This window comes from Erythrobacter cryptus DSM 12079, from assembly GCF_000422985.1.
GTDB classification, from domain to species: Bacteria; Pseudomonadota; Alphaproteobacteria; order Sphingomonadales; family Sphingomonadaceae; genus Erythrobacter; species Erythrobacter cryptus.
In genome coordinates, this window is record NZ_AUHC01000010.1 from 131,287 (window position 1) to 139,072 (window position 7,786).

The following is a 7,786-nucleotide window of genomic DNA, read 5'->3' on the forward strand; positions in this document are numbered from 1 at the left end:
CGCGGCGGGGCCGGGCGCAAGCTTGCATGGGCGGCGCGGCTCTGCAAAGGAAGCGCCGCTCCTCAAGACCTTGTGAAAGCGCACCACCATGGCCACCTTCCGCCCGCTTGCCCTTGCCGCCCTCGCGCTGCCGGCGCTGCTGCTCGGCGCCTGCGACGCCTTGCCCGCGCCGGCAAGCGCCGATGCCGCGCTCGACATTCCCGAGGTCGAGTCCGGCGCCATCTCCGAGGCGACGATCAAGGATGTCACCCGCCTGCTGGCGAGCGATGAGTTCGAGGGGCGGATGCCCGGCACCATCGGCGAGGAGAAGACCATCGCGCTTCTGACCGAGCGCTTCAAGGCCGCGAGGCTGAAGCCCGGCAATGGCAATTCCTGGGTGCAGGAAGTGCCGCTGGTCGAGATCACCGGCAAGGATTACGCCCCGCTCACGCTCACCGGCAAGGGCGCGCCGATCGCGCTGCAGTTCGGAAAGGACTGGGTGGGCGTTACCTATCGCGAGGAAGCCAGGACCACGCTTAAGGACAGCGAGCTGGTGTTCGTCGGCTATGGCATCAACGCGCCCGAAAAGGGCTGGAACGACTATGCCGGGCTCGATGTCCGGGGCAAGACCGTGGTGATCCTCGTCAACGATCCCGACTGGCAGGCCGAGGGGCTTGAAGGCCCCTTCGGCGGCAAGGCGATGACCTATTACGGGCGCTGGACCTACAAGTTCGAGGAGGCCGCGCGTCAGGGGGCGGCCGCGGCGCTGATTGTGCACCAGAGCGCGCCTGCGAGCTATGGCTGGAACGTGGTGGAAAGCTCGTGGACCGGTCCCCAGGCCTATCCGCAATATGGCGCCAATCCCCCGCCACGCACGCAGATGAACGGCTGGATCACCGAGGCCGCGGCGCGCAAGGTTCTGGCCGCTGCCGGGCAGGATCTCGATGCGCTGACCAAGGCGGCGCAGACCAAGGGCTTCAAGCCGGTGTCCTTGGGCCTTGCCGCCGCCACCAGCTTTGCCAATGATCTGCGCCGCTTCTCCTCGCACAATGTGATCGGCATTCTCCCCGGCAGCGAGGCGCCCGATGAATATGTGCTCCACACCGCGCATTGGGATCACCTCGGGCGCTGCACCCCGGCGCGCGACGGGGATGACATCTGCAACGGGGCGATCGACAATGCCACCGGCACCGCCGCGCTGGTGGCGCTGGCCGAGGCCCATGCCAAGGCCGGCCCGGCACGCCGCAGCCTTGTTTTCATCGCCCTGACCGCCGAGGAATCGGGCCTGCTCGGCGCCTATCACTATGCCGCCAATCCGATCTTCCCGCTCGCCCAGACGGTCGGCGGGGTCAACATGGACGCGTTGCAGATGGCCGGGCCGGCGCGCGATGTCACCGCGATCGGGCTGGGCAAGTCGGCCCTCGACCGCTTCCTCGAAGCCGCGCTCAAGGCTGATGGCCGCGTGATCACCCCCGATCCCAAGCCCGAGGCGGGCTATTACTACCGCTCGGACCATTTCGCCCTCGCCAAGCGCGGGGTGCCGATGCTCTATATCGATGGCGGGCAGGATCTCATCGAAGGTGGCCGCGCCGCGGGCGAGGCCGTGGCCAAGGACTACACCGAAAACCGCTATCACGGCCCCAAGGATGAGTTTGACGAGGCCTGGGACTGGTCAGGCGTGATGGCCGATCTTCAGCTCTATTACCGGCTCGGGCGGATGCTGGCGATGAGCACCAGCTGGCCCAATTGGAACGAGGGTGACGAGTTCCGCGCCATCCGCGAGCAAGCCTGCCAGGCTGCCAGCAAGGGCTGCTGAGCGGCACCATGGGCGCGCTGATGCCCCCCGAATGGGCGCCGCAGCAATGGCTGTGGATCGGCTTTCCGCACCTTGCCGAGGAGTGGCCCGGCTGGCTCGAGCCGGCACAGCGCCAGATCGCCGCCTTTGCCAGCGCGGTGGCCGAGAGCGGGCAGGAGGTGCGGCTGCTGGTGCGCGATGAAGCCAATGCCGCGCGCGCCCGGGCGCTGGTGAGCGGCAAGGTGGTGCTCGATGAGCGCACCTATGGTGATATTTGGCTGCGCGACACCGGGCCGCTGGTGGTGCGCGAGGCCGATGGCGGGCTCAGCGCCCGCTGCTTCGGCTTCAACGGTTGGGGCGGCAAGTATCTCATGCCGGGCGACAGCACCATCGGGGCGGAGCTGGCGCGCGATGCCGGGCTGGCGATCACCCATGCGCCGATGATCCTCGAAGGCGGGGCGGTGGATGGCGATGGCACCGGGCTGGTCGCGACGACCGAACAATGCCTGCTCAACCCCAACCGCAATCCGCACCTGAGCCGCGCCGAAATCGAGGCGGAACTGCGCGCGCAGCTCGGCTTTGCCCGCGTGCTGTGGCTGGGCGAGGGCCTCATCAACGATCACACCGATGGGCATGTGGACAATCTTGCCCGCTTTGTCGGTCCGAACCGGCTGGTGGTGCCGGAAGCGACCGGCAAGGACGATCCCAATGCCGCGATCTATGCCGATGCGGCGGCACGCGCGGCAGACGCCGGGGTGGAGGTGGTGCGCATCCCCTCGCCCGGGCGGATCACCCGCGATGGCCGGATCGAGCCGGCAAGCTATGTCAATTTCGCCATCACCACGCACCTCGTGGTGGTGCCGACCTTTGGCAGCCCGCATGATGCCGATGGGGTGGCGGCGATCGCCGCGCTGTTCCCCGATCGCGACACCATCGGCCTTCCGGCCGAGGCGGTGCTTGCGGGCGGCGGCGGGTTTCACTGCGCCAGCCAGCAGATGCCGGCCTGAGGCGCGCCCGTTAACGCTTCCTTAGCACATTGCCCCCAGTCTGCGGCACATGACCCGCGCCCTTGCCCTTCCGCTCACCGCTGGCAGCCGCCTCGATGCGGCCGGGCTGGCGCGCCAGGTGATCGTGCTTGCCTGTGCCGCCGCACTGATCCTTGCCGGCCCGGTGCTGCCCTTCTAGGCCGGAGGGGTTCAAAGCAGCCGCGCCAGCGCGCCGAGCGCCGCCCCGCCCAGCACCAGCCCGACCGCGCTGCGCCAGGCGCGATCGCTGATTCTCCCTGAGACCATCATCCCCAGGCGGTTGCCGATCAGGATCACCGGCAGCAGCGCGAGCGCCAGCACCAGCAGCTCACCCCGCAGCACCCCTTGCCACCAGGCCGCAGCGAGGCCGGCGAGCGCGGCGAGAGTGAAGATCAAGAGCATCGAGGCCTTGATGGTGACGCGCGGCAGCGCGCGCCCGGCGTAATAGGGCACCACTGGCGGCCCCGGCATCCCGGCATAGCCGGTCATCAACCCGCTTATCACCCCCACCGCCCCTGTCACCCACGCGCCCGGCACCGCCGCCGGGCGGGGCGGGAGCAGGATGGCGAGGAAGGCGCTGAAGGCGATGAGCGCGATCACCAGCCGCGCCGCATCCGGCCCGGTGAGGATCAGCGCCGCAAGCCCGAGCGGGGTTGTCAGCGCCACCAACGCGCTGATTGCCCAGGCCGATGGCTCGGCCGCGCGCACCAGCATCCGCATCTCGGTAAGGCCAATGAGGAGCGAGAGCGCATTGCCCAGCACCACCGCCTCGACCGGGGGGAGCGCCAGCGCCAGCACCGGCACCAGCAGGATCGCCATGCCAAAGCCGGTAAGGCCGCGCACGAAGCTCGCCCCCAGCGCCGCGAGCAGCGCCACCGCGATCTGGAGCGCGTCAAGCGCGCCGAAGATCGCCACCTCAAGCGCCTCAGCCCGCCGCGAGATCGGGCGGGGTGGCCTCGGCCTTGAGCATCGCAATTGCCTCGGCAAGCGGCATCACCTTCTGGTGCTCGGCGCCCAGGGTGCGCACCGCAATGGTGCCTTCCTCGGCCTCGCGCTTGCCCACCACCAACAGGTGGGGAACCTTGGCGTGGCTGTGTTCGCGCACCTTGTAGTTGATCTTCTCGTTGCGCGTGTCGGTTTCCACCCGGATGCCGGCGGCGCGCAGTCGGGCGGCGACGTTCTCGGCATAAGCATCGGCATCCGAGACGATCGTGGCCACCACCGCCTGCACCGGCGCAAGCCAGGTCGGCAGCTTGCCTGCAAAATGCTCGATCAGGATGCCGATGAAGCGCTCATAGGAGCCGAAGATCGCGCGGTGCAGCATCACCGGGCGGTGCTTCTCGCCATCCTCGCCGATGTAATGGGCATCGAGCCGCTCGGGCAGCACCCGGTCTGACTGGATGGTGCCGACCTGCCAGGTGCGCCCGATCGCGTCGGTCAGGTGCCATTCGAGCTTGGGAGCATAGAAGGCGCCCTCGCCGGGGAGCTCTTCCCACTCCAGCCCGTTGGCCGTCAGCGCATCGCGCAATTCCTGCTCGGCCTTGTCCCAATCGGCATCCGAGCCGAAGCGCTTTTCCGGGCGCAGCGCGAGCTTGATGTCATAGGCAAAGCCGAAATCGCGATAGACAGAGTCGGCCAGCGCGATGAAGGCCTGCACCTCGCCCACCACCTGGTCTTCGGTGCAGAAGATATGGGCATCATCCTGGGTGAACTGGCGCACCCGCATCAGCCCGTGAAGCGCCCCGTGCGGCTCGTTGCGGTGGCAGCAGCCCATTTCCGCAAGGCGCAGCGGCAGATCGCGGTAGCTGGTGATGCCCTGCTTGAACACCATCACGTGCGCCGGGCAGTTCATCGGCTTGATCGCCATCCAGGCCGCATCCGCGGCCACCTTGGGGGCGCTGGTGCCGGCCTCCTCGTCCACCTCGGGCACGATATCGGGCACGGCGAACATGTTCTGGGCATATTTGCCCCAATGGCCCGATTGCTGCCATTGGCGCACGTCCATAAGCTGCGGGGTCTTGATCTCGCGGTAGCCCGCGGCATCGAGCTTGCGGCGCATATAGGCCTCAAGCGCGCGCCAGATGCGATAGCCCTTGGGGTGCCAGAACACGCTGCCATGGGCCTCTTCCTGCAGATGGAACAGGTCCATCTCGCGCCCGAGCTTGCGGTGATCGCGCTTGGCGGCTTCCTCGAGCCGGGTAAGGTGGGCTTGAAGCTGTTTCTTGTTGAGCCAGCCGGTGCCATAGATGCGGGTGAGCTGGGGGTTCTTGGGATCGCCGCGCCAATAGGCCCCGGCCACCCGGGTGAGCTTGAAGGCGTCCGGATCGAGCCGCCCGGTCGAGGGCAGGTGCGGGCCGCGGCACATGTCGAGCCAGTCATCGCCCGACCAATAGACGGTCAGCTCCTCGCCCTCGGGCAATTGCGCCGCCCATTCGGCCTTGAACACCTCGCCCTCGGCCTGCCAGCGGGCGATCAGCGCCTCCCGGCTCCACACCTCGCGGCGCAGGGGTTTGTCGGCCCGAATGATCTCGCGCATCTTCTCCTCGATCGCGGGCAGATCGTCCATGCCAAAGGGCTCGCGCCCCTCGGGGGCCTTGACGTCGTAGTAGAAGCCATCCTCGGTCGCCGGGCCGAAGGTGATCTGCGTGCCCGGCCACAAGGCCTGCACCGCTTCGGCCAGCACGTGGGCATAATCGTGCCGGACGAGTTCGAGCGCCTCGGCCTCGTCGCGCGCGGTGATGAGGGCAAGCTCGGCATCGCCATCAAACGGCCGGGAAAGATCGCGCAGCTCGCCATTGACCCGCGCCGCGAGCGCCGCCCTGGCAAGGCCGGGGCCGATCGCCGCGGCGACATCGGCCGGGGTGCTGCCGTGCGGCATCTCGCGCACCGAGCCATCGGGCAGGCTGATCTTGAACATGTCGGTCATCGCTTGTGGTCCGTCTGGTTTGGGCCGCCCTTAGGGCAAAGGGCAGGGCACCGGAAGAGCGGTGTTGCGGGAGACATCCGGTTCGGGAAGGACACCGCGCCGCCCCGATCCGGGCGGCGGGCCGGCGGGCCTCAACCCGCGCGCCGCCACCCCCGGATGGCCGGGGTGGGGGTGGTGCGGGTGGTGGCCGGGGCAGGAAGCATGGCTTCAGCCCTTAGCCGCCCGGCGCGGCCCTGTCACGCCCGCGCCGATGCGCTGGCCGATCAGACGGTGAGGCGGCGCGCGCCCTTTTCGGCGGTGATCCGGTGGGTGGCGGCGAGTTGGGTCGAACGCTCGCGGATGCCGGAAAGAAAGCGGAACTCGCTGCTGGCGCGCGCCGGGGTCAGCTCCACCAGCATGTAGCCGCGCTGCGCCGTGTCGGCCCATTGGAGCTGGGGGTTCTCGGCCACCAGCGCACGGGCCATGTCCTCGGGCTTGACGGAGGAGAGATAGGTCTCAAATCCCGGCGAGGAGACCGAGGACACGCCCCATTCCACGCCTGCCGGGGCGCCCTGGTAATCGAGATCGAAGGCCCAGGCATTGTGGGTGTCACCCGCCAGCACCACGAGATTGGCGTCGGCCCCGAGCGCCGCCTCGAACAGGCGCGCCCGGGCGGCAGGGTAGCCGTCCCAGGCATCCATGTTGAGCGGCAGGCCCACGCCCGCGGCCAGGCTCGCCGCGGCAAGGCGCTGGCGGACAAATTCGGGCAGGCCGGTGCCGAGCTGGTCGATGAGGCTGCGCGGGGCCTTGAGATTGCCGATGAGCACCTGCTGCACCAGCACCTGCCAATGGGTGCCGCGGGCGCGCGAGGCCTTGAGCGCCGCGGCGAGCCAGGCTTCCTGCGCCGCGCCGAGAAGCTGGCGATCAGGATCGGCCCAGGCGCCATCCCTGAAGCGCGCGAGCGCGGCGATCATCGCCTGCGGCTCCTTGAGCCCGGCGAGCACCGCGCCAAGATCAAGCTGCTTCTCGCGCCCCTCGATCCGGGTGTCGAGCCGGAACAGCGTGGCGAGGTCGCCCACCTGATAGGCGGCATAGGGCGCATCGGACACCGGCATCCATTCGCGGTGTGCCCGGCGCGCGGCAGCCTTGCGCGCCTCCCAGCTCCCCTCGGTCTCGCTCTGGTGGTTCTCGGCCCCGTCCTTCCAGGCATCATTGGCGGTTTCGTGATCGTCCCACACCACGATCATCGGCAGCACCTGGTGGAGGCGCTGGAGATCGGGATCAGCCCGATAGGTGGCATAGCGCAGGCGATAATCGGCCAGCGCCACGATCTCGCTTGCCGGCGCCAGCACCCGCTCGGGATGGGCCTGGGGCCGGTCGGGATATTTGCCCGCCTCGTATTCATAGATGTAGTCGCCCAGATGCACCGCCAGATCGGCATCATTGGCCGCGGCGGCATGGGCATAGGCGTTGAACCAGCCAAAGCCGTAATTGGCGCAGGAGAACACCGCGAGGCGGAAGGCTGCGGTCGGCCCATCGGGCAGGGTGCGGGTGCGGCCCACGGGCGAGGCGCTGCCATCGGGGGCAAGGAAGCGGTAGAAATACCAGCGCCCCGGGGCAAGGCCGGTGGCAATCGCCTTGGCGCACCAGTCGCGCTCGGGCTCGGCGCGGGCGCTGCCTTCGGCCAATATGCGGGCAAAATCGGCGCTTTCGGCCACCTGCCAGACAAGATCGGTTCCTGCCTCGGCGACATGGCGGGTCCACAACAGCACGCTGGTCGGCCCCGGTTCGCCGCTCGCCACGCCATGGGTGAAGCCGCGGCCAAAGCTGTGCGCGGCAAGCGGGGTTGCAGCCAGCGCGGCGCCCGCCCCGGCAAGGCCGAACAGGCCGCGGCGGGTGAGCGCGCCGGCGCGCGCGGCGCTGGTGCGGTTGAGAGCGGGGGCGGGCGGGGCAGGGGGCTGAGCGCTGGTCATGGTGTTGGGCTAGCTAGGCCGTAAACTCATAAACTGGCTTGCGTGGACGGCAAGTGATTGATTCAAGGTTCGGGAAAGGAGCCTTGGATATGCGCCGTCGTTTTGACCT

General features: G+C 68.8%; 6 protein-coding genes. 3 read left to right on the forward strand and 3 right to left on the reverse strand.

Annotated features, from left to right (window positions below; translation table 11 throughout):
* The first annotated feature begins 88 nt into the window (after window positions 1–88).
* From G524_RS0108280 to G524_RS17315, 3 genes are read left to right on the forward strand one after another with little or no spacing between them, the layout of a single operon-like run.
* Window positions 89–1,795 carry a M28 family peptidase gene (locus tag G524_RS0108280; protein WP_027443299.1) on the forward strand — a complete coding sequence of 569 codons (1,707 nt, stop codon included), beginning with the start codon at window positions 89–91 and terminating at the stop codon, window positions 1,793–1,795.
* Window positions 1,796–1,803: 8 nt separating this feature from the next.
* The gene (locus G524_RS0108285) at window positions 1,804–2,781 is read left to right on the forward strand and encodes an agmatine deiminase family protein (RefSeq protein ID WP_027443300.1); all 978 of its coding nucleotides are present in this window, start codon (window positions 1,804–1,806) and stop codon (window positions 2,779–2,781) included.
* A gap of 49 nt (window positions 2,782–2,830) precedes the next feature.
* Entirely contained in the window at window positions 2,831–2,959 is a 129-nt protein-coding gene (locus tag G524_RS17315; RefSeq protein WP_281170499.1) for a hypothetical protein, read from the forward strand.
* Between the two features lie 11 nt (window positions 2,960–2,970).
* On the opposite strand, the gene G524_RS0108295 is transcribed toward G524_RS17315, so the two are convergent.
* From G524_RS0108295 to G524_RS0108305, 3 genes are all read right to left on the reverse strand, one after another.
* Complete coding sequence (locus G524_RS0108295) at window positions 2,971–3,714, reverse strand: TSUP family transporter (RefSeq protein WP_027443301.1); 744 nt, start codon at window positions 3,712–3,714, stop codon at window positions 2,971–2,973.
* A gap of 10 nt (window positions 3,715–3,724) precedes the next feature.
* The gene (thrS, locus tag G524_RS0108300) at window positions 3,725–5,725 is read right to left on the reverse strand and encodes a threonine--tRNA ligase (protein ID WP_027443302.1); all 2,001 of its coding nucleotides are present in this window, start codon (window positions 5,723–5,725) and stop codon (window positions 3,725–3,727) included.
* A 263-nt stretch (window positions 5,726–5,988) separates the two neighbouring features.
* Window positions 5,989–7,677, reverse strand: coding sequence for an alkaline phosphatase D family protein (locus G524_RS0108305; protein WP_027443303.1), 1,689 nt, complete (start codon window positions 7,675–7,677; stop codon window positions 5,989–5,991).
* Window positions 7,678–7,786 lie beyond the last annotated feature (109 nt).